The organism is Testudinibacter sp. TW-1 (assembly GCF_050613185.1).
Taxonomy (GTDB): Bacteria; Pseudomonadota; Gammaproteobacteria; order Enterobacterales; family Pasteurellaceae; genus Chelonobacter.
The window spans coordinates 1,927,499-1,951,836 of record NZ_CP192511.1; the positions used below are offsets into that span (position 1 = coordinate 1,927,499).

Below are 24,338 nucleotides of genomic sequence, written 5' to 3' on the forward strand. Positions count from 1 at the left end.
TGCTGAATAAAAAAGATGTCGGGTTATTCACCCGACATCGTATTGATTAATTAATATAGGAGAAAACCTTCACGACTTTAGTCACGCCGCCGACATAGCGCGCGTCTTCCGCTGCGGCATTGGCTTGCGCTTCGGTGACATTGCCCATTAAGAACACTTCACCGTTTTCGGTGATCACTTTCACATCGGTCGATTTAACTGCGGAATTGACCAGTAATTTGGATTTTATCCGAGTGGTAATCCAAGTATCTTTGCTGATTTGCCCGAAACCGAGTTTTTCGCCGACCCGGATTTCGTTATAAATATCGGTAACGCCGTTCACGCCGCTGGCTAAGTTTTTTGCGGTTTCTTTTAACGATTCGCTTGGCACTTGTCCGATTAACAGCACGCGTGAATTATACGAAACCACATTGATTCGGGCGTCTTCTTTAATTTCCTCATCTTTATTTAAGGCGGAAGAGACTCGGATTTCTAAGGTTTCATCATCAATTTGTGTGCCGGCGGTGCGCGGATCGGTCGCCACTTTGGTAGCGACGGCAGCGGTGCCGACCACAGCGGTGGTGATACAGGCTTGCAAACTAACGGCAGCCGCCAATAAAACGGTTAATTTGAGTAAGCGTGACGCATTGTGGGGGATTTGCATTTCATTCTCCGTAAACTAAATAACGTTAAATTCGCTTCCATCTTAATGGGAAAAGAGCCGATGTTCAATCAACTCACATAAAATATTGATAATCAGCAAATGGGTTTCGATGACCCGCACCTCTTTTTGTGCCGGCGTGGATATGTCCAGATCATCTTCGCCCAGAGCACCGCGAATGTGATCATTGCGGCTGCCGGTCAAGGTAATAATCGGTAATTCTTTGCTGTTGGCAGCGTGGATCAGATTTAAAATCGCCTCTTCCCGCCCTAACGGCGATAGAATGAGCAAGGTGTCGCCTTGTTGTGCGATACAGTCGAACTGGCGTACAAAAATCTGTTCGGGCTGGTTATCCGCCAAAACGACGGAACCGAGCGTGCCGTCCAAGCCAATCAACACCGCGGGCAGGCTTGGGCGTTCCAAGTGATAACGGTGTAATAAATTGGTGACTAAAAATTGCGCATTGGCATGGGATCGCCCTTGTCCCCAGACAATGATTTTATGCCCGTTCAAGAGGCAGGAAACTAACATCTCCGCCGCCTGCACAATCATATCAGGCAGACTCTCGGTGGCGGAGATCTGGGTTTGAATGCTTTCGGTAAAGGCATTTTTGACTTTATCGAGCAGCAGGGGATCTAACATTGGGTTTTCTTGTTTCATTTTTATCGCAATGGATCCTAATAATTAAATTCAATAAAATGTTTAAACCACAATGGTTCGGCACCACTATGTTGTGGTTCAAACGTGATTAAATCAAAACGAAAATCGCTGGTTTCCGGATTTTGCCGCCGTTGCAGCAACCATTGTTCGGCGGCTCGAACCCAGCGTTGCTGTTTTTGTGTTGAGACACTTTCCCAAGCCGCGCCAAAACGATCATCGCTGCGTTGCCGCACTTCGACAAATACCGTGGTTTTGCCGTCGGACATAATCAAATCCAATTCGCCGCCGGGAAAAGTTTGGTTGGCGGCAATAAATTGTAATCCTTGCCGTTCTAAAAAAAGGCGCGCTTGTTGTTCATATTGCGCGCCTTGTTTTCTTTTGTTGAACATCTCGGCAGTCAATTCGCGGTTAATTTAACACGCGAACCCGGCCGCCTTGATATTCAAACCAAGTCATTTCACGGTCAATATTACAGCCGTTGCCCGCACTCAATTTACCGGTCAAGCCGTTAATCGTGTAGCCCGGAATTTGGCGCAGTTCATTGAATTTATTGATTAATAACCAAGCGTCAGAACCCATGGCGTATAACCGCATTAAGGAAAAATCCCCGCTGGTGGCATTGGAAATCTGGCTGTACTGGCTGGTTTGCGTATCACTCAGGAACGGAATATCACTGAATTTCAATCCTTCCATGGTTAAGCGGTAATCCGGGCCGTTGTTCGGCGAGTTGCTACGGGAAGAAGCGTATAGTTTCAAACTGCGACCGTAAGCCGAATTGTTGATGGTATTTTTAATATCCAACAAGTCCGCACTATCGGCAACGATATACAACGCTTGGATATCTTCGCGGGTATAGCCGCTGGTTTGTAGGTTGGTGCCGGTGATAGCCGCAATGGTTTCACTGCGTTGTTCGCTTTGCGCATTGCCTAAACCGCTTTGCAGCGCGGCGAGAATATCATTCGGCGTATTATAGAATTGGGTGGTGGCGTCGGTTGCCGCCAATTGTTGCCAACGCAGGTTAAAGGCAGAGGCGGTGCGTTGTCCCAAATCATTTTGCGGCACAATCACCAACGGATTACGCACGCCGTCGTTCCAAATTCTGTCGGCGGCAGAGCGGGCTTCCGCTTCCGGTGATAAACCGTAATAGCAGACATTGGCAATCGGTTGGGCGTTGGTAGTGGAATTCAAGGCTAAAACTTGTAGCCCGGAGGTATCACTTGCCAACATGCTATCGACGTTATTTTTAATCAGAGGCCCGACGATGGCTTGTGCGCCGTTGGCCTTGGCTTGCGCAATAATATCGCCGATCGGGCTGGTGACGGTGTCATAAGTGGTGACTTGCACCGCACTTCCGCCGCGCGCTTCGTCAAAGCCTTTTTTAATCGTCGTGCCGATTAACTGTGCGTTTCCGCTGGTCGGTAATAAAAGCGCAATATTGTTTAATGCCATTTGCTGGTAATTTAACGCATCTTGAATTTCGGTCGGCAGCAGATAAGCGGCACTGTGGTTCGGATAAGCGCTTCTCCAGCTCTGGATCGCATTGCGCAAATTTTCCGGCTGGGCAATGTTGCCATTATAGGCGTTGATTAACGATAACCAGCCGTTAAGTGCGGTATCGCCGCTTTCCGGTGCGATATTTCTTAAAGTGGTGGCATTGCCGGCGCGCAACAATTTCCAAATATTATTGATATTTTGCTGTTTTCGTTCGCTGTCGGTGATCACCTGATCCGCCAACACCAACGACTTCACCGCGTCGGTCAGGTTATTCTGATTGCTGGCAATTTTGGCTTGGGCGACATAATAACGCGCCTTTTGCGAGTTGCTCAACAGATTCAGAGGAATGCTTTGCAACGTTGCGGCGGCATTGCTGTTGGCGCGTTTATTGGCATAAATTTGCGCTTGAATCAGGTTTTTGTCTAAAGTTTGTTCTTTATCCAACCCTTGCAATGACGCCAGCAACGCTTCGGCTTGGCTCATTTTATTTTCTGTCAGTAAAACCCGCGCGGCTAACAGTTGGTAGTTGGTTTTTTCGGTTTTATCTTTCGCCTGTTGCGCTCGGTTCAAATAAAATTCGGAACTGGCGTTGGCATCGCGTTGCAGCACCGTGCCGGACGAACCGGAGAACAGATCCACGTTACAAGCCGACAGGAATAACACCATAAACAGCGGCATTAGCAGATATTTAATATTAAGACGCGTCAAAATATTGGTATTAGACAGATTAGTATTAGGCATGGTCGCTCCAAATTCGTTAGAATAGCACTTAGGATCTTACTTATCTCACTCATTAAAATCAATCAAAAAAGACGTAATAAATTATGGATAATCAATCAGGAATGTTGTACATCGTTGCCACCCCCATCGGAAATTTGCAGGATATCAGCCAACGGGCATTGGATACATTGGCACATGTCGATCTGATCGCGGCGGAAGATACCCGCCACAGCGGCTTGTTGCTGAACCATTACGGGATTAAAAAACCGCTCTTTGCCCTGCACGATCACAACGAACAACAAAAAGCCGAGTTGTTAGCCAAGCGGTTGCTTAACGGTGAAAATATTGCTTTGATTTCCGATGCCGGCACGCCGCTGATTAGCGATCCGGGTTTTCATCTGGTGCGCCATTGCCGCCAAGCGGGGATTAAAATCGTGCCGATTCCCGGCGCCTGTGCCGCGATTACCGCACTTTGTGCCGCCGGAATTGCGTCGGATCGTTTCTGTTTTGAGGGGTTTTTACCGGCGAAAAGCAAGGCAAGACGGGATAAATTCGCCGAACTGAAAAACGAAAGCCGCACGTTGATTTTTTACGAATCGACCCACCGTATTCTCGACAGTTTAGCCGATATGCAAACGGTCTGGGGCGGTGAGCGTTATTTGGTTTTGGCGCGTGAACTGACAAAAACATGGGAAACCATCCACGGTGATACGCTGGAAAATTTATTGGCTTGGCTGCAACAAGACAGCAACCGCAGCAAAGGCGAAATGGTGCTGATTGTCGAAGGGCAAAGTGCGGTCGAGGAAAGCGAATTCTCCGCTGAGGCAGTCAATGCGTTAGCACTGATTCGTCAGGAACTGCCGTTGAAAAAAGCCGCTGCGATTGTGGCGGAACTGTACGGCTATAAAAAGAATGCGCTGTATCAGTTCGGGCTGGAGCGGTTTAAATAAACCGCTCGACCGTTGTTAATCGTTATTGTGCCATTTTCTTCGCCGCTTGCAAAAAGCCTTGTGCGGAGCGGTAGATTTCATCTTTGCCTTGCACCGCTAAAATCAGATCGGATAATTCGCGGAAAGCCCCCTTGCCACCGCCGAGGGTTAACGTGCGGTCGGCAGCTTGTTTGACATAATCCGGCGCGTCGGCGACGGCGGCAGAGAAACCACAGACGGCGAAAGCGGGCAGATCCACGCTGTCATCGCCGATATAGGCGGTTTGCCCGGCGCTGACGCCGGCTTGCCGCATTAATTCAAAACAAGCGCTCTCTTTTTCCAATTTACCGAGCAAAAACAGATCGATTTTCAAATCGGCAATCCGTTTGCGCAGAATCGCAGAATCGCGCCCTGACAGTACCGCCACTTGAATGCCCGATTCGATCAACATTCTGATACCCAAACCGTCACGCACATGGAAGCATTTCAACGCTTCGCCGTTGGCGTCGTAATACAGGCTGCCGTCAGTGAGCACGCCGTCAATATCGGTGATCACCAGTTTTATGTCGCTGAGTTTATTGTTCATGTTTTCCCCTGTTTAGTAAGAGAATTCAAACAGACCGACCACTTTTTCCTGCTCCAACACAATCAGCGAGTGGATTTTGTGCTGGCGCATAAAGTCTTCCGCCTGTCCCATATAAGCGTCAGCTTGAATGGTTTTTGGATTGACCGACATAATATCCGCCGCAGTCAGGCGCATACATTTAATGCCTTTGCCGGTGAAGGCGCGACGCACGTCGCCGTCGGTGATAATGCCTTGCAGTTTGTCGTCTGCCATCACAATCGCAATCCCCATCCGTCCTTCGGTCATTTTCGCCACGCAATCGGCAAACGAGGTGGCAGGCGATACCAACGGAAGTTGCGTTTGCATTGCGTCACGCACACGGCTGAGCAAACGCCGCCCCAAGCTACCGCCGGGGTGGAAGCGGGCGAAATCGGTTGCTTGGAAATCACGCGCTTTGATTAAGGCAACGGCAAGCGCGTCGGCAAGGGCGAGGGTGACAAGTGCGGAGGTGGTCGGCGCAAGGTTGTTCGGGCAGGCTTCGCGCTCGACCGAAATATCCAGCACATAATCGGCATGTTTTGCCAGCGTGGATTCGCGATTGCCGGTCATGGCGATAATGCGGTTGCCAAAATTTTTCAGACTTGGGATCAGTTTATTGACATCGTCGGTTTCGCCGCTGTAGGAGATCAAAATCACGATATCAATCGGTTTGAGCATGCCCAAATCGCCGTGAAAGGCTTCGGTCGGGTGCAGGAAAAAGCTCGGCGTGCCGGTGGAAGCGAAAGTCGCCACCATTTTTTTGCCGATTAATCCGGATTTCCCAATACCGGCAATCACCAAGCGCCCTTCGCAATCTAAAATCGCTTCGACCACTTGTGAAAATTCGCCGTCGAGGCGCAAACGTAAGCGGCTGATCGCCTGTTCTTCAATCGTGAGTGTTTCTTGAGCAATGCGAATGTAGTTCATAAAAACCTTATGCGAAGTATGTTATTACCATTACGGGTTATTCTAGAGTAATAATGTAATTTGGCAAGGCTGTTTTAAAAGGCTATCTTAATCGCAAAAATTCGGCTATACTGCGCGCCGAGTTGGTCAGGCAATCGCTGGTTTATTGAAGCTCTCAACCGTTGGTGTGATTTCGGTCACGGAACAACCTAGAGGACAAGTAGACGAGAGGAAAGTCCGGGCTACACAGGGCAGAGTGCCGGATAACGTCCGGGGGGCGTGAGCCTACGACAAGTGCAACAGAGAGTAAACCGCCGATGGCTTTTCAAGCACAGGTAAGGGTGAAAGGGTGCGGTAAGAGCGCACCGGGCGACCGGTAACGGTTCGTTGCAGGGTAAACTCCACTCGTAGCAAGACCAAATAGGAACTCAATGGGTGTGCCCGCTCAGAGTTCGGGTAGGTTGCTTGAGCGTTTGTGCAAATAAACGCCTAGAGGAATGATTGTCCACGACAGAACCCGGCTTATCGACCAACTCGGCTTTTCTCACCGCTTTTTATCTTGCGGGTTCGACCGCACTTTTCTTCTTATTCCTTCTATTTTATTCCTCGGTAAAACGAATCAAGCCCTCTTGTTGCGTGCTGGCAATCAAGCGCCCTTGTTGATCAAAAATTTGTCCGCGCGCCAAGCCGCGTGCGCCGTAGGCGTTATTGCTTTCAACCGCGTGCAGCAGCCAATCATTGAGATCAAACGGGCGGTGAAACCAAATCGCATGGTCAATGGTGGCGACTTTCATACCTTTTTCCAAAAAGCCTTTTTTATGCGGGTGAAGTGCGGTCAGCAAGCAATGGAAATCGGAAAAATACGCCAATAAACATTGATTGATTTTCAAATCGTCCGGCACGCGCCCGTTGGCTTTAAACCACGCATATTGCGCCGCCGGGAATTCGCGCCCCTGAAACGGGTTGTTCAAATATTTGCTGCGCACATCAAACGGGCGTTCGGCGGTGAGTTTGTCTTTAATCTGCGGCGGCAAATATTGTGCCACCGCCCGCACTGCTTCCAGTTCATTGATCAGTTGATCAGGCGGCTCAACGTTCGGCATTGGGCTTTGGTGATCAAAACCGTTTTCCACGCTTTGAAAGGAGGCGGTCACGTGGCAAATCGGTTCGTTATGCTGAATCGCTTTGATTCGAAGTGCGGTAAAACTGCGCCCTTCACGCAACACTTCCACATCGTATAAAATCGGGTGTTGCGCGTCGCCGCTGCGCAAAAAATAGGCATGGCAGGAGTGCAGAATGCGATCCGCCGGCGCCACGTTCATACCGGCGGCGAGGGCTTGGGCTACGACTTGCCCGCCGAACACTTGTCGCAAGCCGAGATCGACGCTTTGACCGCGGAAATAGTGATCATCGATGGTTTCAAGGGTGAGTAAATCAATCAGTTGTTCGAGTACGCTAGACATAAATTCGCCTTATTTTTGAGGAGTTTCTTTTTTGGTTATAACAAAAGCGGCCGTAAAACACAACTGCCATAAAAACAAACAAGTGCGCGAGAAATAAGCGGGCGTGAGGGTTAAACTTGCAAAGTGCGGTCAATTGTAGGACAATGCACCGCACTTGACGGTTCGCCGTCAATCCTATGGATTCCCTCTTGGTTCCTCGCAACGGTGTTTGGTTCACCGGGTCAGGTTCGGAAGAAAGCAGCCCAAGTCAAATTTCCGTGTGCCGAGATCAAGCTGGGAGGGAGTCCACCACGTTTTTCCATTCCTATTTCAGCCAATTAAATTTAATTTTAAAATTTTTTCTGCAACTTGATCTTTAGAGTCAGCCGCCTATAATCAAAGTAACTCTTGTTACTACTTTTTTGTAATCTGGCGATCAAAGATCTACGCGCCGGTTATCGGTGGAGTGCAGTATGAAAAAATTACGCTTTATTTTGCCTATTGCCGCATTAGTCGGCGGCGCCGTCTGGTTTGTCCAACAAGATTCGCAAGTAAGTAACCCGCATATTGCCCATGTCAACGGGCGTTTGGAGTTGGCAAGGATGGACATTGCCAGTCTGTATGCCGGGCGGGTTGAGTCAATTGAAGTCAGCGAAGGGCAAATGGTCGAAAAAAACGCGTTACTTGCCACGTTATCCTCCGCCACCGTTCAAGCTCAGCTCACAGCGGCACAGGCGCAACAAGCGCAGGCGGAACAAGCGGTCAACCGCGCGCAAGCACAAATCGAAGCCCAGCAACAGCAACTGAAAGTGGCGGAGATGGATTTGGCCAACGCGCAAAAAATGCGGCGTGATAATTTGATTTCCCGTTCCGAGTTAGAGAAACGCCAAGCCGAGCACGCAGCGGCAAATGCGGCATTGCAAGCGGTGCAAGCGGCAAAACGCGAAGCCGAAGCCGCCGTGCAACAGGCGAAAGCGCAGGTAGAACAAGCCAGTTCAGTCGATCAGGACATGGCGGTGCGGGCGCCGCAAGCCGGGCGGGTGGAATACAAACTTGCCGAAGTCGGTAACGTGATCCCCGCCGGTGGTAAAGTAGTGAGCTTACTCAATTTAAATGATGTCAGCATGAATCTGTTTTTCCCTACGCCGACGGTGAATAAAATCGCCTTGAATAGCGAAGCACGGATTGTGTTGGACGGCAGTGATTTTGTTTTTCCGGCAACCGTAACCTATATCGCCGCCGACGCCCAGTTTACCCCGAAATATGTCGAAACCCGGGCAGAGCGCGAAAAGTTGGTATTTAAAGTCAAATTACAAATTCCGAAAGAAATTGCCCAACAATATTCCGCCTATTTGCGCGGCGGAATGACCGGTAACGGTTATGTTTTGACGGAAAGCAATGCTCAATGGCCTGAAGCGTTACGGCTTAACTTGCCGCAGTAAAGATTGACGGTGAGCAGGAAGGTGATTATGCCGGCGGATTCTCAAGTCCAAGCAGTTAAACTGGAACAGGTTTCACACCACTATAAAAAATTACAAGCGTTAGATAACGTCTCGTTCAGCTTGCCGCGCGGGAAAACCGTTGGTTTAATCGGCCCCGACGGCGTTGGCAAGTCGACATTATTATCTTTGATTGCCGGAGTCAAAGTGATTCAACAAGGTTCGGTTCATGTATTGGGTTTGGATCAAGCCGACGCAACGCAACGGCATGAACTCTCGACCAAAGTGGCGTTTATGCCGCAAGGCTTAGGCAAAAACCTTTATCCCACCTTATCAATCGATGAAAATATTGATTTTCACGCGCGCTTGTTCGGTTTGAATCGCCGGCAGCGCAAGCAACGTATCCGACGCTTATTACAGGCAACCGGATTACTGCCGTTTCGCGAACGCGCGGCGGGCAAACTGTCCGGCGGCATGAAACAAAAACTCAGTCTCTGTTGTGCGTTGGTGCACAATCCGCAATTGCTGATTTTAGACGAACCGACCACCGGAGTTGATCCGTTGTCGCGCCGGCAATTTTGGCGTTTGGTCAACGAACTGCGGCAAGAAAATCCCGAGATGACGGTGATTGTGGCGACGGCGTATATCGACGAAGCCGAGCAATTTGAATATCTGTTGGCGATGGACGACGGCAAATTATTGGTTAATAAACCCACGCGCGAGGTGTTGCGGCAAAGCGGCTGCGATACGTTGGAACAAGCCTATATCAAACTCCTGCCGCAAGAGAAACAAACGGATTGGAACGATTCCCGAATCCCGCCATTTGAGCCGGAAGCCGATTCGCCGCCGGCGATTGAAGCTCACGCTTTAAGCAAAAAATTCGGCGATTTTACCGCGGTCGATAACGTCAGTTTCAGCATTGCCAAAGGCGAAATTTTCGGCTTTTTAGGCTCTAACGGCTGTGGTAAAAGCACCACCATGAAAATGCTGACCGGCTTGCTTGACGCCACCTCGGGCAGCGCCAAGTTGTTAGGCAAAAGTGTCGATGCCGGCGATATGGCAACCCGCAAACGGGTGGGCTATATGTCGCAATCCTTTTCTTTGTACGAAGAATTAAGCGTGCGCCAAAATTTGGTGCTGCACGCCAAATTGTATCAATTGGAAGGCGCTCAGGGCGAGGACGCCGTGAAACAAGCCTTGAGCCAATTTGAATTGAACCAGGTGGCGGAAAGCAAGCCGACCGCACTTTCCCTCGGGGTGCGGCAACGGTTGCAACTGGCGGCGGCGTGTTTACATCATCCCGAAGTGTTGATTTTGGATGAGCCGACTTCCGGCGTCGATCCGGCGGCGCGCGATATGTTTTGGCAATATTTGTTGAGATTATCGCGCCAAGATCGGATTACCATTTTTGTTTCCACCCATTTTATGAACGAAGCGCAGCGCTGCGATCGGATCTCGTTTATGGATCGCGGCAAAGTGCTGGGCGTCGGCACGCCGGAAGCATTGCAAAAAGAGAAAAACGCGGCAACGTTGGAACAAGCTTTTATCCTGTTTTTGCAGGAGCAAGAGGATAAACAGGCGCCAACAGATACCGAGAACAGGCAAGCGGAAACGGAAAAATCGCCGCACGGCAATGGGAAAAATACGGAATTGCAACTCTCGTTCGGGTTGCGTTATTGGTTCAATATTATTTGGACGTTTGCCATCCGCGAAGGCAAGGAATTGTTGCGCGACCGCATTCGGCTGCTGTTTGCGGTATTCGGTCCGGTGGTGCTGCTGCTCGCGGGCAGTTGGGGGATTTCGTTCGATGTCACCAATCTGAAATTCGCCGTCTGGGATCAAGATAAAAGCTATCATAGCAGGCAATTATTGGAGCAGTTTTCCGCCTCGGATTATTTTGAATTATTGGAACAAGTGCCGGACAGACAGACCCTTTCCGGCTTGCTGAAAGGCGGCAAAGTGCGGTTGGCGCTGGAAATTCCGCCTCATTTCGGGCGCGATTTGTTGCAACGACGCAAACCGCAATTGGCGCTCTATGTTGACGGCTCAATGCCGTTTAGCGGTGAAAATATCGCCGGTTACAGTCAGGGCATTCTGCTGCAATATGTGCAGCAGCTCTATCGTCAGCAAGGGATCGACTTGGAGGGGGCGTACGATCTGGAAGTGCGGTTTATGTATAATCAGGCGTTTAACAGTGTGAACGCGATTTCGCCGGGCTTGATCATGCTGACCTTGATGATGGTGCCGAGCATGATGACCGCACTTGGCGTGGTGCGCGAAAAAGAGATCGGCTCGATCACCAATTTATATGCCTCGCCGGCATCGGTCACACAATATCTATTGGGCAAACAACTGCCGTACGTGCTGTTATCCTTGCTCAGTTATCTGGTGTTGATCGGGTTAACCGTTTTTGTGGTCGGGGTTCCGTTGAAAGGCTCGTTTTGGGCAATGAGCTTGGGCGCCTTGGGTTTGATTCTGGCGTCCACTGCCTTTGGATTGCTGGTTTCCACCTTTGTGCAATCGCAAGTGGCGGCGATTTTCGGCTCGGCGATCATCAGTATGGTGCCGGCGGTCAGTTTTTCCGGTTTCCTCTATCCGATGTCCACCTTAACCGGCGCCGGTTATTGGATCGGGTGGAGTTTTCCGACCAGTTGGTACAACTTGATTAGCCTCGGCGCTTTCACCAAAGGGTTGGGATTCGCCGGCTTTATCCCGTTATACGGCATGTTATTGCTGTTTTTTGTCACTTACCTGACTGCCGCCAGTCTGTTGTTGAAGAAACAGGAGAAATAACATGCAGTGGTTAAAAAATGTGTATTATTTGTCGATGAAAGAACTGCGCAGCCTGTTTAGCGACGTCACCCTAATCGGGCTGGTGGTGATCATGTTCACCTTCACCATTTATTCGATCGGCAAAAGCGTCACCACCGAGGTGAAAAACGCCTCGGTCGCGGTGTTCGATCAAGACCATTCGACACTTTCTTATCAATTACGCGATGTGATTTTGCCGCCTTATTTCAAACAGGTGGTGGAAATCGATGACGATCGGATCGATTCGAGCATGGATAACGGCGAGTATATCTTTGTTCTCACTATTCCGCCGAATTTTGCCGTCGATTTGTTGGCAGGCAAACAACCGCAACTGCAATTGCTGGTCGATGCGACCGCGATGACGCAAGCAGGCGTCGGCGCGAATTATTTGAATCAAATTATCAGCCGTCAAATCAATCAATTTTTAGGCTTGCCCGACAGTGCGCAATTGTTGCCGTTTGAACCGGTGGTGAATGTGCTGTTTAACAGCAATTTATTGACCGAATGGTTTATGCCGACCACCCAGATCACCGGCAACTCCAGTTTGTTGGCGCTGATTTTGGTCGGCGCGGCGGTGATCCGCGAGCGCGAACACGGCACGATTGAACATTTATTGGTGATGCCGGTGTCCGCCAGTGAAATCGCCTTTTCCAAAATTTTAGCCAATAGCTTGGTGATTTTAGTGGCGGCGATGTTGTCGCTCTATTTTGTGGTGCATAAAATCATCGGCGCCCCGATTAACGGCTCGCTGTGGTTGTTTGCCTTCAGTGAAGCGGTTTATCTGTTTTCGGTGGCGGGCTTGGGGCTGTTTTTGGCGACGCAAGCGCCGACCATGCCGCAATTCAGCCTGCTGTGCATTCCGGTGTATATCGTGTTGTATCTGCTTTCCGGCGGTACTTCGCCGTTTGAGAGCATGCCGCCGTTGGTGCAGGACATCATGTCGTTTTCGCCGCTGACCCAATTTGTGGCGATCAGCCAGGACGTGCTGTTTCGCGGCGCCGGTTGGGAAACGATTTGGCACCGCTTGGTGATAATGGCGATTATGGGCGCCGGCTTTGTGACGCTGGCAATCGTGCGTTTCCGTTCGATGTTGGCACGGCAGAATTAATCGCTTGGCGAGAAAAGAATAAGGATCAGCTTATGCAAAAGCATTATTGGGTGTTAACCGCACTTTCGTTGTATCTAACCGCCTGCAGCAATACGCAGGTGGCGTTGGATTCCAACATTGAGTTGCCGTCGCAGTATCAACAGACCGCCGCGGCGCAAGGCAGCCAACAAATCAGCCGTTGGTGGCGGCAGTGGCGTGATCCGCAATTGACGGCATTGATTGAACGCGGATTGCAACAAAATTTCGATTTGGCGATCGCACAAAGCCGCTTGCAGGAAGCACGGGCGATCTCTGCGCTGGCGGGCGCCGAGTTAGCGCCGAAAGTGGGCGCCAGCGGCAGTTTGGGCGGGCAGCGCATGCAACTGGATAATAATCTGCCGCCAGCAGTACGCCAAGTGACGGGCAATGATGATTTCTCCGCCAAAGGGCATGCGATTTTGGGTGGCGTGGCAGCCTCTTGGGAACCGGATATTTTCGGGCAAAAACGCAGTGACGTCGATGCCGCCAAATATGCCGAATTGGGCGCGCAAGAGCGGGTTTACGGTACGCAAATGCTGGTTGCCAGTGACATTGCCGATGACTATTTGCGTGCCCAAAGTGTGTTGCAACAACAGCAGATTCTCAACCGCACTTTACATACCTTGCAGCAATTGCAACGTTATATTCAGGGGCGTTTCGAGGCGGGGCAAGTCAATGCTTATGAATTAAATGAAATCGCGGCGAAAATCGACGCGCTGCAAGCGCAACAAACCGGTTTGCAAGCACAGTTTGACGCTTATCAGCGCAGTATTGCCGTGCTGAGCGGGCAAGTGCCGCAAGGCTTTAAACTGAATATCAAGCAAATGCGGCAAGCCAATCTGTTGCAACGCTTGCCGCAACCGCCGCAGGGACAACAGCCGGGCAGTTTATTGACACAACGCCCGGATATCCGCGCCAATGCCGCCGCGGTACAGGCGTATGCCGCCAAATTAGCCAGCGCCAAAGCCGATTTGTTGCCGCGCTTTGATATTCAATTTTTATGGCAAACCGGGCGGATCGAGCTGGACGGCGATTTGCCGGCACTGAAAGGTTGGGGCGGTTTGGGCAGTATCGGCGTGCAGCTGCCGATTTTCACCGCGGGGCGGATCGACGCCAATATTCAGGCGGCGGACGCGCGCTTGCAAACCGCACTTTTGCAATATGATCAGTCGTTGTTACAGGCGTTAGCCGAAGTGGACAGCAGTTATCAGGCGCAATTTGCCTTAACCAACCAGATTCGCTGGTTAAACCACGCACAGCAAAAAGCCGCACGGCAAGCACAGGATTCGGAGAAATTGTTCCGTTACGGCGATAAAACGCTGGATGTTGCTTTGCGGGCGCGTTTGGACGCATTGGATTATCAGCAAAATCTGCTGAAAGTGCGGTTAGCCGCCGGACAAAATTTGCTGAATTTGTACAAAGCGATTGGCGGCGGCTGGCAAGCCGAGCCGTCGTCGCAGGAAAAACTATCGCAATAATAGATAAAAAATCGGGGCTGAATCAAAATAACCTTCGATTCGGTTTGCTCAATCTATAACAATTTATTAAAATGCCAGTCTCTTTTCGTCGTCCTGATCATTGTTATTATGACGACGATTTTCTTTTATAGATAAAGGATTTATAAAAAAACCTACCCGAAATGGGTAGGCTGTTTCCGTTATGGCAATTTTGGCACTTGGTATCAACCACAAAACCGCACCGGTCGAGCTGCGCGAAAAAGTCGCTTTCAGTGATGAAAAGCGGCTGTCGGCGTTGCGGCAGATTCGGCAGACGGATTTGGCGGAAAGTGCGGTGGTGTTGTCCACTTGCAACCGTACCGAGTTATATCTGCATAACCGCCACATCTCGCCGCAAGAAGAGAGCGCGCAAAATCAGCAATGGCTGGAGCGGATTATCCAATGGTTTGTGCAGTTTCACGGGCTGAGTGCGGATCAAGTGCGTGATAATCTCTATCTGGCGCAAAATTCGGCGGCGACCCGCCATTTAATGCGGGTGGCGTGCGGCTTGGATTCGTTGATTTTGGGCGAACCGCAAATTTTGGGGCAGGTGAAGCAAGCCTACCAAGCCAGCGAAAGCGTCTATCGGCAAAACCTCAGCGGCGAGTTTTCGCGTCTGTTCCAAAAAACCTTTGCCACCGCCAAACGGGTGCGCAGCGAAACCGACATCGGCGGAAGTGCGGTTTCGGTGGCGTATGCGGCGACCAGCCTGGCAAAACAGATTTTCGACTCGTTGCAACCGCTGACGATTTTACTGGTCGGGGCAGGGGAAACCATTGAACTGGTCAGCCGCTATTTGTTCCAACAAGGGGCGGAGAAAATTATTATCGCCAACCGCACGTTGAAGCGTGCGCAAGCGTTGAGCGAACGGGTCGGTGCAATGCAATTGCTGCCGCTGGATCAGTTGCAACAGGGGCTTAACCGCGCCGATATCGTGATCACCTCGACCGCCAGCGATCAACCGCTGATCACGGCGGAAATGGTGAAACAGGCGCAAAAACAGCGCAAGTACCGCTCGATGTTGATTATTGATATTGCCGTGCCGCGCGATGTGGAAGAACAGGTCACGGAGGTTGACGCGGTCTATCATTACAGCGTGGACGACTTGCAACACATTATTCAGCATAATCTGGCACAGCGGCAAAAAGCCTCCGAACAGGCGGAGCAGATTATTCAACAGGAGAGCCAAGATTTTTTCCATTGGCTGAAACTGCACCAATCCTCGAATTTGATCCGTAAATATCGCGATCAAGCGGAAGAAACGCGGCAAGCCTTGCTAAGCAAAGCCCTGAGTGCACTTCAACAGGGGCAAGATCAAGAAAAAGTGTTACAGGAGTTGAGTTACAAACTCACCAACCGTTTGTTGCATGCGCCGACCCAAGCGATTCAAGGCTTGGTGAAATCCGGCGACAGTGAGGGTTTACAACACTTTTCAACCGCACTTGGCATTGTCGATGTCGGCACCGAACACGAAAACTAGTGAATCGAATTGCCCGATTGGCTGATTTTGATCAGCATTTCTCTTAAATTTCAGCTAAAATAGCTAGGATTTATCTGTTTCATACTTAAGGAATCCAATGAAACCGTCAATTATTACCAAATTGGAAAATTTACAAGAGCGTTACGAAGAACTGCAAGCCCTGTTGGGCGATCCGGGCGTGATTAACGATCAAGACAAATTCCGCGCCTATTCCAAAGAGTATGCGCAGCTGGAAGATGTGGTGCAGTGTTTCAGCCGCTGGAACAAATTGCAAAGCAACTTGGAAGAAGCGCAAATGCTGCTGGACGATCCGAGTATGCGCGAAATGGCGATGGAAGAGATCGACGAATCGCGGGCCGAAATCGAGCAGGTGGAACAACAGCTGCAAGTGTTGCTGTTGCCGAAAGATCCGAATGACGAATACAACTGCTTTCTGGAAATCCGCGCCGGCACCGGTGGCGACGAAGCGGGCATTTTCAGCGGTGATCTGTTCCGTATGTACAGCCGTTATGCCGAGCTTAAACGTTGGCGGGTGGAAGTGATGAGTGCCAACGAAAGCGAGCAGGGCGGCTATAAAGAGATTATCATGAAAGTCAGCGGCGACGGCGTGTACGGACAGCTCAAATTCGAATCCGGCGGACATCGGGTGCAGCGCGTGCCGAAAACCGAATCGCAAGGGCGGATTCACACTTCCGCTTGCACCGTCGCGGTAATGCCGGAACTGCCGGAATCGGAATTGCCGGAGATCAATCCGTCCGATCTGAAAATTGATACCTACCGCTCTTCCGGTGCGGGCGGACAGCACGTTAATACCACCGACTCGGCGGTGCGGATCACGCACTTGCCGACCGGAATCGTGGTCGAGTGTCAGGACGAGCGTTCGCAACATAAAAACAAAGCCAAAGCGATGTCGGTGTTGGCGGCGCGGATTGTCAAAGCGGAAGAAGAACGCCGCGCAGCGGAAGTCTCCAGCACCCGCCGTGATTTGCTCGGCAGCGGTGATCGCTCCGATAAGATCCGTACTTACAACTATCCGCAAGGGCGGGTTACCGATCACCGTATCAATCTGACGTTATATCGCTTGGACGAAGTGATGAACGGCAAAATGGAAGAGCTGATCCAGCCGATTATCACCGAATACCAAGCCGATCAGCTGGCGGCGTTGTCGGAAGGGAATTAGAATCCCTTTTTTCAACAGCAAAATAAATCTCGGGTGGGGCTTGCCCCGCCTCAAATTCCTTGCTTGAAATAGCGAGCAAACAATGACCTATCAACAATGGCTTGAATTTGCACAAGCACAACTTCATCACAGCGAGAGCGCTAAACTCGATGCACAACTGTTATTGCAACAGGTAACCCAACGCAGCCGCGCCTCGATTATGGCATTCGGCGAAAGCGAATTAAATCACGGGCAACGGCAACGCCTGACCGCACTTTTACAGCGCCGGCTCAACGGTGAACCGATGGCTTATATTCTGGGTGAAAAAGAGTTCTGGTCGCTGTCGTTAAAGGTTTCCCCGCACACTTTAATCCCGCGCCCCGACACCGAAGTGTTGGTCGAAAAAGCCCGTAGCCTGATTGCAGCGGATTTGGCGCAAAGTGCGGTCAAACCGTATCGTATTTTGGATTTAGGCACTGGTTCAGGCGCCATTGCGTTGGCGTTGGCGCAGGAATTTGCGGACGCGGTGCAGGTGGTCGGCGTGGATAAAATAGCGCAGGCGGTGGCATTGGCGCAGGAAAATCAGTTTAAAAATCAGATTCGCAATGTTACTTTTTTGCAAAGCGACTGGTTCAGTAAACTTGATCAAAATTGTGTATTCGATATGATTGTCAGTAATCCGCCTTATATTGACGAACAAGATGAACATCTTTTTCACGGCGATGTACGTTTTGAGCCATTGTCGGCATTGGTCGCCGAAGAACAAGGCTATGCGGATTTACGCTATATTATCGAGCATGCCTTGCAGTATTTAAAACCAAGCGGCTGGTTATTATTGGAGCATGGTTGGCAGCAAGGGCAAAAAGTGCGATCTTTATTCCAAAAATATCACTGGCAAGCTATTGAGACGATTAAAGATTACGGTAATAATGAGCGGGTGACATTGGCACGTTTTCCTAACTAATATTAAGAGATTGATAAGATGAAAATAGAATTTTATCCATTGAGCGAGCAACAACGGCAATCACAACAAGCATTAATGACTTATTTGCTTGAAGTCTATGAAATCACCCAAGCCGAACCGCAGGTGCGGCATGTATCGGCGCAATTGGACGCGTTGGCAGAAAAAGCACGGACGGCAATTGATCAAACACAAGATTTGCAGGCGCAAATTCAGCAATTAATGCAATTGGTCTATCAGGATTGGGCATTTGTTTGCGATGAAGATCCTTATCATTTCCCGGCGGATTGTTTATTGATTGATAAGTTGCTTGAGAAAAAATTAGGTGCGGATCTCAGCCTCGGCGCATTGGTTTTGTTCTTGGCAGAACGCCTGAATTTACCGCTCTTTCCGGTGAATTTTTCGACACAGCTGTTATTGCGCGCCGACATTGAGGGGAAAATGCTGTTGATTAATCCTGTCGACGGGCAAACCGTGCAGCAAGAAGTACTGAATCAGTGGATTGCCGACTATATCGGGTTTTATAAATTGCCGGAAATCTACGATATATCCCCGGCGGATGACAAAGCGCTGGAAACGCTGAAAGCACACTTGGCGCAACATCTTAAAAACGGTCTGATCCGTGAAGAGCGGACGGATGAAGCACTGCGTTATATCAATGAGCGCTTAAAATTGAATCCGAAAAACCCGTATGAAATCCGTGATCGCGGTTTGGTAATGGCAACTTTAGGCTGTACCAAAGAGGCCGTGGCGGATTTTAGATTTTTTGTACAACGCTGTCCGACAGATCCGATGGCCGATTTATTACGCGATCAAATTATGGGCGGGCTGGACGTCAACTATTCGGTTCATTAACCGATTAATCAAAGTGCGGTTGTGATTGGCTTAAGGGGTTGATCACAACCTTTTATTCTTATTTCAACTTAACTAAGCGAGCGACCTATGTTAAAAATTGTGCATTTAGACAGCAGTTCTTTACCGAAACACATTCCGATTCCCCGTCCGGCTATTGAACATGAATGGATCGCTTATGCCGCGACCGATCCGGAACAGACCCTTGGGCGTTTACAAGGCGCCGATGTTGCCGTGACCAACAAGGTGCTGATTACCAAAGAATTAATGCAACAGCTGCCGAATTTAAAATTGGTTGCCGTCACCGCCACCGGCACCAATAACGTCGATTTGGAAGCCGCCAAAGAGTTGGGGATCACGGTTAAAAATGTTGCCGGGTATTCGTCGGTGTGCGTGCCGGAACACGTATTAGGTATGATTTTTGCCTTGAAACACAGTTTAATGGGTTGGTATCGCGATCAACTGACTGATCGTTGGGTGGAAAACAAACAGTTCTGCTATTTTGATTATCCGCTCACCGACGTGCGCAATTCGGTGATTGGCATTTTCGGCAAAGGCAATCTCGGCAGCGAGGTCGGACATTTGGCAAGTGCGGTCGGCATGAAAGTGTTATATGCCGAACACAAAGACGCCGCCACCTGCCGCGACGGTTATACGCCGTTTAATGAAGTCTTGGCGCAAGCGGATTTCGTGACGTTGCATTGCCCGCTCACCCCTACCACACAAAATTTAATCAACGCGGAAACCTTGGCATTAATGAAAAAAGGCGCGTTTTTAATCAACACCGGACGTGGACCATTGGTTGATGAAAACGCCTTGGTTGCGGCATTAAAGAACGGTCAGCTCGGTGGCGCGGCGATTGACGTGATGATCAAAGAGCCGCCGGAAAAAGGCAATGTGGTGATGGAAGCGGCAAAAGTGTTGCCGAATCTGCTGGTGACACCGCATATCGCCTGGGCGGCGGATTCGGCGGTGGAAATTTTAGTCGGCAAAGTGCGTGATAATATTGAGCAGTTCGCCGCGAGTTTAAAATAAGTGGGAGCCAAATTGAGTTCTGTACCGCTGTTTATCGCATGGCGTTATTGGCGATCCAAAAGTGCGGATCGTTTCGGACGCGTGGTGACCTGGCTTGGCAGTATCGGCATTGTGCTGGGCGTGATGGCGTTGGTGATTGTGCTGTCGGTGATGAACGGTTTGCAACAGCAACAAAAAGAAAATGTACTCAGCACCTTGCCGCATGCGGTGATTCAACCGTTAGCGGGCAATTTGGCGGCGGATTTTAACTTGGATCCATTGCCGCCATTTGTGCAAAGTGCGGTCGGGATCAACAACAGCGATGTGATTTTGCAAAGTGCTACGGGACTTGGCGCCGCGCGGATTATCGGCGTGTCCGATGTGGCAGACGATCCGATTTTAACATGGGACGAATTGGATTTGACGCAACTACTGGCGCCGAGTGATTACCATATTTTGCTTGGCACAACGTTGGCAAACGAGCTCAAACTGAAGGTCGGCGACAAAGTGCGGGTGATGTTGGCGGCGAACAGCCAATATACCCCGTTCGGGCGCGTGCCGGTGCAGCGCTTGTTTACCGTTTCCGCCATTCTGAACGGCGGCATGAACAGCGATCAACGCCAAGTGTATGCCAATATTCAAGATGTCGGGCGTTTGCTGCGTATTCCGCCGGAGGAAGTGCAAGGTATTCGCTTGTTCCTCGACGATCCGTTTAAAATTACCGAACTCCAAGATTATTTCCCGCCAAACGAGTGGAAAATCGCTGATTGGCGCGAACAGAAAGGCGAATTTTTCCAAGCGGTGGCGATGGAAAAAAACATGATGGGCTTGCTGATCGGGCTGATTATCGTGGTGGCGATTGCCAATATCGTCACTTCCTTGAGCTTGATGGTGCTGGATAAACAGGGCGAAATTGCGATTTTGCAAACCCAAGGCATGAAAAAACGGCAGGTAATGCAGATTTTTATTTTTCAGGGCTTATTGGTCGGGCTGATCGGCACGTTGCTCGGTTGCGGCTTGGGCGTAGTGGTGGCGCAATATATCAATCGGATTATCAGCGCACTCAGTCAAAGTGCGGTTGCTTTGCCGGTGCTGTTCGACGGGGCGCAACTGGCGCTGATTGTGCTTGTCACTTTAAGTTTAACCTTATTATCCACCCTTTATCCGGCTTATCGTGCAGCCAAAATCGAGCCTGCCGACGCACTACGTTACGAATAATGCTACCAATAATTGAGAACGATTATGAACCAGATCCTGCCACAAACAATGAATAAAACCGCACTTTTGGCGTGCCGTAATCTGTGCAAATCCTATCAAGAGGGCGACAACCGAACCGAGGTGTTGAAACGGGTCAGCTTTGCCATGCAGCCGAGCGAACTGGTGGCGATTGTCGGCAGTTCGGGATCGGGAAAAAGCACCTTGCTGCATGTGTTGGGCGGTTTGGATCGCGCCGATAGCGGCGAGGTGGTGCTGAACGGTGAAAATGTGTTTGCGCTGTCCGCCGATAAATTGGCGGAATTGCGCAACCGTTATTTGGGCTTTGTTTATCAATTTCATCATCTGATGGCGGATTTTACCGCACTTGAGAATGTGATGATGCCGTTGCTGATTGGGAGACAAAATAAAAGCGAAGCCGGAGATCGTGCCGAACAGATGTTAAGTGCGGTCGGGCTGTCGCACCGCACTTCGCACCGCCCGTCGGCATTGTCCGGCGGCGAACGGCAACGGGTGGCGATTGCGCGCGCCTTGGTCAATCGTCCGGCGCTGGTGCTTGCCGACGAACCGACCGGCAATTTGGATCGCAAAACCACAGAAAGTATTTTTGAGCTGATTCAACAACTGAATCAAGAACAGCAGATCGGTTTTTTGTTGGTCACCCATGATATGAATCTTGCCAACAAGCTGTCGCGCCGCATGGTGATGCAAGACGGCGTATTGCGCGCGGATCAGTAAAAAGGGAGTGAATAAAATGAATACGCCCTTTTTTATCGCCTGGCGTTATCAACGCGGCAAACAGAATAACCGCTTGGTCAGCCTGATTTCGGCATTTTCCACCCTTGGCATTGCGCTTGGGGTGGCGGTGCTGATTATCGGTTTAAGCGCAATGAACGGCTTCGAACGTGAACTGCGCCAGCGTGTGTTGGCGGTGGTGCCGAATATTGAAATTAATGCCTATCAAAGCGCGAACCAAGCGAGCGAAATTCACGATTGGCAAAACTTGGCGCAACGTTTGGCTTCGCAGCCGATAGTGAAAGGCATTGCGCCCTATGTCAGTTTCACTGCGTTGATCGAAAACGGCAACCGTTTGAAAGTGGCGCAATTGCGTGGAGTGGAGAAAAATCTGCAAGATCAGGTCAGCGCAATGGGGCAGTTTGTGCAGGATAACCGTTGGGCGGATTTCGGCGCGCAATCGGGCTTGATTCTCGGTGCAGCCATTGCGCGCGAATTGGATGTGCAGGTCGGCGATAGCGTGTCGCTGCTGTTGTCACAGGCGAGCGATAATATGGCGAGCAGTCAGCCGAGGCGCTTTCGTTTGCCGGTCAGCGGCATTTTGCGTTTAGACGGACAACTGGATCACAGTTTTGCTTTGCTGCCGATTGCCACCGCGCGTGAATATTTAGGCATGACCACACGGCAAGCGACGGGCATTGAAATCGCGTTGCGCGATCCGTTTCAGGTCAATCAAATCGATTACAGCAGCCTGCATGATTATCCGCAGCAACTGACCGCCACCAGCTGGCTCGGTAAATTCGGCTATATGTACCGCGATATTCAGATGATCCGTAGCGTGATGTATATCGCCATGGTGCTGGTGATCGGGGTGGCGTGTTTTAATATTGTTTCCACCTTGATTATGGCGGTGAAAGACAAGCAGGGCGATATTGCGATTATGCGCACCTTGGGCGCGAATAACGGCTTTATCCGCGGTATTTTCATCAGCTACGGTTTATTGTCGGGTATGAAAGGCTGCTTAATCGGGATTATGCTCGGGGTGCTGTTGGCGTTAAATTTAACCGGGATAATTAAAGGTATTGAAGCCTTGCTGCACACTCAAATCTTATCCGACGGCATTTATTTTGTTGATTTCCTGCCGAGTGAGTTGCACTGGAACGATGTCGGTTTAGTGCTGCTTTCCGCGTTGCTGCTGAGTTTGATCGCCAGTCTTTATCCGGCAGCAAGGGCGGCAAAATTACAACCGGCGGCGGTGTTGAGCAGTTATTGATTTGTATTGATGAACTAGTTTACTAGTGCAAAGATAAATGTTAGACTTACAACCTGATTTTCACTTTATTGATAAATTAGCGAAGTAGGATAGGGGCGGATTATATATCCGCCCGTTTACGAAGTGCGGTATTTGTAGTTAATTGATTGTGGGTAGGTGCAAAGTGCGGTTCGGGCGGATATATAATCCGCCCCTACAATCAGAATTTAAAATATTACCAAATTAATCAATATATTAATGACTATTTTATTGTTTACAACTAGGGACGAACACGATGTATAAGAACGACGATTTACGCATTGCCAATATCCAGCAATTACTGCCGCCGGTAGCGTTATTGGAAAAATATCCGGCCAGTGATGTGGCGGTGCAAACCGTTGAATCCACCCGCCAAAAAGCCCATGAGATTATCCATGGTAATGATGATCGTTTGTTGGTGATCATCGGACCTTGCTCCATTCACGATCCGCAAGCGGCATTGGAATATGCTGAAAAAATCAAACAAATGCGTGCCGAATTAAGCGGCGAACTGGAAATTATCATGCGCGTTTATTTTGAAAAACCGCGCACCACCGTTGGTTGGAAAGGTTTAATCAATGATCCGTATTTGGATGACAGTTACCAGCTCAATGACGGTTTACGCATTGCGCGCAAAGTTTTATCGGATATTAACGATTTAGGCGTGCCGGCAGCCGGTGAATTTTTGGATATGATCACGCCGCAATATGTGGCGGATTTTATGAGTTGGGGCGCCATCGGCGCGCGCACCACCGAATCGCAAGTGCACCGGGAGCTGGCTTCCGGCTTGTCTTGCGGCGTGGGTTTTAAAAATGCGACCAACGGCAGCGTACGGGTGGCACTTGACGCAATCGGTGCCGCCGAAGCGCCGCATAATTTTTTGTCGGTGACGAAATTCGGGCATTCGGCGATTGTCACCACCAAAGGCAACAACGATTGCCACATCATTTTGCGCGGTGGCGATAACAATACTAATTTTGATGCGCAATCGGTGGCGGACGTGTGCCAAGCCTTAGCCAAAGCCGGCAAAAAAGCGCACGTGATGGTCGATTTCAGCCATGCCAACAGCCATAAAAAATTCAAAGAACAGCTTGATGTCTCTGCCGATGTTTGCAGCCAAATTGCCAACGGTTCGAAGCAAATTTTCGGTGTGATGATCGAAAGTCATTTGGTGGAAGGTCGCCAAGATTTAACGGACGGCAAAGCGCTGGTTTACGGACAAAGTATCACCGACGGCTGCATAGGTTGGGCAGACAGCGAACAGCTTTTACGCAACTTGGCAAGTGCGGTCAAAGCACGCCGCGCAACAAAATAATCACTGTAATAACATCGTGATAAAATAATGTGATCCACTTCAAAAGAGC

The 24,338-nt window shown here is 50.0% G+C and carries 21 protein-coding genes and 2 other RNA genes; 16 read left to right on the forward strand and 7 right to left on the reverse strand.

Annotated features, from left to right (window positions below; all coding sequences use genetic code 11):
- Positions 1-46: 46 nt before the first annotated feature.
- The 4 genes from dolP to ACQ31U_RS09275 are packed head-to-tail and all read right to left on the reverse strand — an operon-like array spanning position 47 to position 3,535.
- Positions 47-643, reverse strand: a complete 597-nt coding sequence (dolP, locus tag ACQ31U_RS09260) for a division/outer membrane stress-associated lipid-binding lipoprotein (RefSeq protein ID WP_431051412.1) — start codon at positions 641-643, stop codon at positions 47-49.
- 42 nt (positions 644-685) lie between these two features.
- Positions 686-1,267, reverse strand: coding sequence for a D-sedoheptulose-7-phosphate isomerase (locus ACQ31U_RS09265; protein WP_431054320.1), 582 nt, complete (start codon positions 1,265-1,267; stop codon positions 686-688).
- A 50-nt stretch (positions 1,268-1,317) separates the two neighbouring features.
- The gene (locus ACQ31U_RS09270) at positions 1,318-1,689 is read right to left on the reverse strand and encodes a YraN family protein (protein ID WP_431051414.1); all 372 of its coding nucleotides are present in this window, start codon (positions 1,687-1,689) and stop codon (positions 1,318-1,320) included.
- Positions 1,690-1,708: 19 nt separating this feature from the next.
- On the reverse strand, positions 1,709-3,535 hold the full coding sequence (locus tag ACQ31U_RS09275) for a penicillin-binding protein activator (protein WP_431051416.1): 1,827 nt from the start codon (positions 3,533-3,535) through the stop codon (positions 1,709-1,711).
- Positions 3,536-3,618: 83 nt separating this feature from the next.
- On the opposite strand from ACQ31U_RS09275, the gene rsmI reads away from it, so the two are divergent.
- On the forward strand, positions 3,619-4,464 hold the full coding sequence (rsmI, locus tag ACQ31U_RS09280) for a 16S rRNA (cytidine(1402)-2'-O)-methyltransferase (protein WP_431051418.1): 846 nt from the start codon (positions 3,619-3,621) through the stop codon (positions 4,462-4,464).
- 22 nt (positions 4,465-4,486) lie between these two features.
- Here rsmI and ACQ31U_RS09285 read toward each other — a convergent pair whose 3' ends face one another.
- On the reverse strand, positions 4,487-5,029 hold the full coding sequence (locus ACQ31U_RS09285) for a KdsC family phosphatase (protein ID WP_431051420.1): 543 nt from the start codon (positions 5,027-5,029) through the stop codon (positions 4,487-4,489).
- 12 nt (positions 5,030-5,041) lie between these two features.
- Positions 5,042-5,974, reverse strand: a complete 933-nt coding sequence (locus ACQ31U_RS09290) for a KpsF/GutQ family sugar-phosphate isomerase (RefSeq protein WP_431051422.1) — start codon at positions 5,972-5,974, stop codon at positions 5,042-5,044.
- Between the two features lie 118 nt (positions 5,975-6,092).
- On the opposite strand from ACQ31U_RS09290, the gene rnpB reads away from it, so the two are divergent.
- Positions 6,093-6,494: RNase P RNA component class A (gene rnpB, locus ACQ31U_RS09295), an RNA gene on the forward strand.
- Positions 6,495-6,552: 58 nt separating this feature from the next.
- On the opposite strand, the gene tesB is transcribed toward rnpB, so the two are convergent.
- Positions 6,553-7,416, reverse strand: a complete 864-nt coding sequence (gene tesB, locus ACQ31U_RS09300; RefSeq protein ID WP_431051424.1) for an acyl-CoA thioesterase II — start codon at positions 7,414-7,416, stop codon at positions 6,553-6,555.
- Between the two features lie 185 nt (positions 7,417-7,601).
- Here tesB and ffs point away from each other — a divergent pair.
- The 14 genes from ffs to aroG all read left to right on the forward strand — a co-directional run bounded on the left by ffs (position 7,602) and on the right by aroG (position 24,289).
- Positions 7,602-7,694: signal recognition particle sRNA small type (gene ffs, locus ACQ31U_RS09305), an RNA gene on the forward strand.
- Positions 7,695-7,868: 174 nt separating this feature from the next.
- Positions 7,869-8,837 (forward strand): HlyD family secretion protein, encoded by a 969-nt coding sequence (locus ACQ31U_RS09310; protein WP_431051425.1) that lies wholly within the window; start codon positions 7,869-7,871, stop codon positions 8,835-8,837.
- Between the two features lie 27 nt (positions 8,838-8,864).
- Positions 8,865-11,627 carry a ribosome-associated ATPase/putative transporter RbbA gene (gene rbbA / locus ACQ31U_RS09315; RefSeq protein ID WP_431051427.1) on the forward strand — a complete coding sequence of 921 codons (2,763 nt, stop codon included), beginning with the start codon at positions 8,865-8,867 and terminating at the stop codon, positions 11,625-11,627.
- A gap of 1 nt (position 11,628) precedes the next feature.
- Positions 11,629-12,753: an ABC-2 transporter permease gene (locus ACQ31U_RS09320; protein ID WP_431051429.1), complete on the forward strand. Its 1,125-nt coding sequence runs from the start codon at positions 11,629-11,631 to the stop codon at positions 12,751-12,753.
- A 32-nt stretch (positions 12,754-12,785) separates the two neighbouring features.
- Positions 12,786-14,249, forward strand: coding sequence for an efflux transporter outer membrane subunit (locus tag ACQ31U_RS09325; RefSeq protein WP_431051431.1), 1,464 nt, complete (start codon positions 12,786-12,788; stop codon positions 14,247-14,249).
- Between the two features lie 181 nt (positions 14,250-14,430).
- A complete protein-coding gene (gene hemA / locus ACQ31U_RS09330; RefSeq protein ID WP_431051433.1) occupies positions 14,431-15,747 on the forward strand; it encodes a glutamyl-tRNA reductase in 1,317 nt (438 codons plus the stop codon).
- 97 nt (positions 15,748-15,844) lie between these two features.
- Complete coding sequence (gene prfA / locus ACQ31U_RS09335; protein WP_431051435.1) at positions 15,845-16,927, forward strand: peptide chain release factor 1; 1,083 nt, start codon at positions 15,845-15,847, stop codon at positions 16,925-16,927.
- Positions 16,928-17,009: 82 nt separating this feature from the next.
- Complete coding sequence (gene prmC / locus ACQ31U_RS09340) at positions 17,010-17,870, forward strand: peptide chain release factor N(5)-glutamine methyltransferase (protein ID WP_431051437.1); 861 nt, start codon at positions 17,010-17,012, stop codon at positions 17,868-17,870.
- Between the two features lie 18 nt (positions 17,871-17,888).
- Positions 17,889-18,722: a SirB1 family protein gene (locus tag ACQ31U_RS09345; RefSeq protein ID WP_431051438.1), complete on the forward strand. Its 834-nt coding sequence runs from the start codon at positions 17,889-17,891 to the stop codon at positions 18,720-18,722.
- 87 nt (positions 18,723-18,809) lie between these two features.
- Positions 18,810-19,754: a 2-hydroxyacid dehydrogenase gene (locus ACQ31U_RS09350; protein WP_431051440.1), complete on the forward strand. Its 945-nt coding sequence runs from the start codon at positions 18,810-18,812 to the stop codon at positions 19,752-19,754.
- A gap of 12 nt (positions 19,755-19,766) precedes the next feature.
- Positions 19,767-20,951 (forward strand): lipoprotein-releasing ABC transporter permease subunit, encoded by a 1,185-nt coding sequence (locus tag ACQ31U_RS09355; protein WP_431051442.1) that lies wholly within the window; start codon positions 19,767-19,769, stop codon positions 20,949-20,951.
- Between the two features lie 48 nt (positions 20,952-20,999).
- Positions 21,000-21,686, forward strand: coding sequence for a lipoprotein-releasing ABC transporter ATP-binding protein LolD (gene lolD, locus ACQ31U_RS09360; protein WP_431054321.1), 687 nt, complete (start codon positions 21,000-21,002; stop codon positions 21,684-21,686).
- Positions 21,687-21,702: 16 nt separating this feature from the next.
- On the forward strand, positions 21,703-22,956 hold the full coding sequence (lolE, locus tag ACQ31U_RS09365) for a lipoprotein-releasing ABC transporter permease subunit LolE (protein ID WP_431051444.1): 1,254 nt from the start codon (positions 21,703-21,705) through the stop codon (positions 22,954-22,956).
- A 274-nt stretch (positions 22,957-23,230) separates the two neighbouring features.
- Entirely contained in the window at positions 23,231-24,289 is a 1,059-nt protein-coding gene (gene aroG, locus ACQ31U_RS09370; protein ID WP_431051446.1) for a 3-deoxy-7-phosphoheptulonate synthase AroG, read from the forward strand.
- The last annotated feature ends 49 nt before the right edge of the window (positions 24,290-24,338 follow it).

Bases quoted from the DNA above. Each gene is read 5' to 3' on its own strand.
- hemA (WP_431051433.1), top strand. From the start codon at position 14,431: ATGGCAATTTTGGCACTTGGTATCAACCACAAAACCGCACCGGTCGAG.
- lolD (WP_431054321.1), top strand. From the start codon at position 21,000: ATGAATAAAACCGCACTTTTGGCGTGCCGTAATCTGTGCAAATCCTAT.
- ACQ31U_RS09320 (WP_431051429.1), top strand. From the start codon at position 11,629: ATGCAGTGGTTAAAAAATGTGTATTATTTGTCGATGAAAGAACTGCGC.
- ACQ31U_RS09275 (WP_431051416.1), bottom strand. From the start codon at position 3,535: ATGCCTAATACTAATCTGTCTAATACCAATATTTTGACGCGTCTTAAT.
- ACQ31U_RS09310 (WP_431051425.1), top strand. From the start codon at position 7,869: ATGAAAAAATTACGCTTTATTTTGCCTATTGCCGCATTAGTCGGCGGC.
- tesB (WP_431051424.1), bottom strand. From the start codon at position 7,416: ATGTCTAGCGTACTCGAACAACTGATTGATTTACTCACCCTTGAAACC.
- ACQ31U_RS09285 (WP_431051420.1), bottom strand. From the start codon at position 5,029: ATGAACAATAAACTCAGCGACATAAAACTGGTGATCACCGATATTGAC.
- dolP (WP_431051412.1), bottom strand. From the start codon at position 643: ATGCAAATCCCCCACAATGCGTCACGCTTACTCAAATTAACCGTTTTA.
- ACQ31U_RS09350 (WP_431051440.1), top strand. From the start codon at position 18,810: ATGTTAAAAATTGTGCATTTAGACAGCAGTTCTTTACCGAAACACATT.
- rsmI (WP_431051418.1), top strand. From the start codon at position 3,619: ATGGATAATCAATCAGGAATGTTGTACATCGTTGCCACCCCCATCGGA.
- prfA (WP_431051435.1), top strand. From the start codon at position 15,845: ATGAAACCGTCAATTATTACCAAATTGGAAAATTTACAAGAGCGTTAC.
- ACQ31U_RS09270 (WP_431051414.1), bottom strand. From the start codon at position 1,689: ATGTTCAACAAAAGAAAACAAGGCGCGCAATATGAACAACAAGCGCGC.
- ACQ31U_RS09290 (WP_431051422.1), bottom strand. From the start codon at position 5,974: ATGAACTACATTCGCATTGCTCAAGAAACACTCACGATTGAAGAACAG.
- prmC (WP_431051437.1), top strand. From the start codon at position 17,010: ATGACCTATCAACAATGGCTTGAATTTGCACAAGCACAACTTCATCAC.
- lolE (WP_431051444.1), top strand. From the start codon at position 21,703: ATGAATACGCCCTTTTTTATCGCCTGGCGTTATCAACGCGGCAAACAG.
- ACQ31U_RS09325 (WP_431051431.1), top strand. From the start codon at position 12,786: ATGCAAAAGCATTATTGGGTGTTAACCGCACTTTCGTTGTATCTAACC.
- rbbA (WP_431051427.1), top strand. From the start codon at position 8,865: ATGCCGGCGGATTCTCAAGTCCAAGCAGTTAAACTGGAACAGGTTTCA.
- aroG (WP_431051446.1), top strand. From the start codon at position 23,231: ATGTATAAGAACGACGATTTACGCATTGCCAATATCCAGCAATTACTG.
- ACQ31U_RS09345 (WP_431051438.1), top strand. From the start codon at position 17,889: ATGAAAATAGAATTTTATCCATTGAGCGAGCAACAACGGCAATCACAA.